This is a genomic window from Cyanobium sp. NIVA-CYA 375, assembly GCF_056108345.1.
The window spans coordinates 1-1,500 of record NZ_JBSYHW010000201.1; the positions used below are offsets into that span (position 1 = coordinate 1).

1 protein-coding gene and 1 pseudogene are annotated in these 1,500 nt (G+C 63.9%); both read right to left on the minus strand.

Features of this window, described 5'->3' with window-relative positions:
* A pseudogene (locus AC01FP_RS17535) lies at positions 1-204 on the minus strand (hypothetical protein); the annotation flags it as partial.
* A gap of 57 nt (positions 205-261) precedes the next feature.
* A complete protein-coding gene (locus tag AC01FP_RS17540; protein WP_474482001.1) occupies positions 262-1,161 on the minus strand; it encodes an Rpn family recombination-promoting nuclease/putative transposase in 900 nt (299 codons plus the stop codon).
* Between the last annotated feature and the right edge of the window lie 339 nt (positions 1,162-1,500).

The window sequence follows — 1,500 nt, forward strand, 5'->3', positions numbered from 1 at the left end:
GATCAGCTTCTGGCGCAGGGCGGTGGCCAGCTGATCAAAGTTGGGCGCCATGAATCGCTTCCACTCCGTGCAGATCACCAGGGCATCGGCGCCCTCCGTGGCTTCTTCTTTGCTGGCAGCAAGCAACAGCCGCCCATCAGCCAGAGCTTCCGGGTAAATCCGCTCAGCTTCCTCCCGAGGCGTTCGGCCAGGTTGGCCAGCCACTTTGCATGTGGTGCCGAAGGGCTCCTCACGACCTGCAGCCCTGCCAGCGCTCGGGCATCAGCCCTTGTGCTCCTCCAGCCAGGCTGTCAAGTCGGCAGGCCCGCTGAAATCGAGCAACGCCTCGGCTAGGGCCTCCAGCTGCTCCAGCGGCAGGACTTGGATTTCGGCGGTGGTGGCGTCGCTGAGGCGTCCGCAGCGGCGGTTGAGCAGGCGAAGAGTCACCTTGGCCTCGCCTTGTGCTTCACCTTCTTGCCTGCCTCGTGCCTCCCCTTCCTGCCGGCCCTCCTCGATCCACTGCTGGGCAGCGCGCGTATGACGCAGCTCTTTGGCCGGAATGCCTGCGATCACCATGATCTCCTCGCGAGTGAGTATTGGAAACCGTCCCACCAGAATAGGCAGAACAGCTGAAAGCAGATCCGGCCGGAGCTCGAGGATCTGCTGGGTAGTGGACTTGAGCTCAGCCTCTGGCCGCACCGGCAGCGTGAGCAGGCTGAGCAGGGGGTCGAGATCAGGCTGCTGGCCCAGCTCCTCCAGACTGAGCCAGATCACCCCATCCACAAACACCTGCAGCTGCTTTGGCAACTGGGCTGGGCCAAGCTTGAGGCGCCGGTGCGGCACCACCACGACCACCGCCAGATGCAGCACCTGGGGGTGGAGCTGGAGAAAGCGAGCGGTTTGGGCAAAGAGGCGGTGCTTGAACCCTGGCTTACTGTGCATCTGTACCTCCAGCAGCACCACCGGCTGGTCCGGGGTGCCGGCCTCGCCGCTTTTTGGCCAAAAGGCCCCATCAAGACGATGGTTTGCGGCTTTGAGCTCGGGTGCCTCAAAGCGGTAGAGGGCATCGCCAGGGGAATCAGGCCCCAGGGATGGAGCCGCCGCGACACCTTGCGGCAACAGCAAGGCGATCAGATCGGGGGCGCTCTGAAACAGCCCATAGAACCAGTGATCTGTTTTCAAGCTCCACCCACTGACACCGGCCAGCCCTCTGCACCGCGTTCTCATCACAGTACGCCTGTACTGCCGTGCAAGGCCTCCGTGGTTTTACGGGTATTCCAGCCAGGCTCCCGCGGTGGGCGCGTCCTTGCGCCCCAGCCGCCTCTCGGCGGGTTCCAACCCCTCACACCACCGGGCTAACAGAAGCCCCCCGCCCAATCGCGTAATCCGTTCACCCCAGCTCCGCCAGGCGCTCTGGGTCGTAGAGATTCCGCCCATCAGCGATCAGCTTCTGACGCAGGGCGGTGGCCAGCTGATCGAAGTTGGGGGCCATGAACCGCTTCCACTCCGTGCAGATCACCA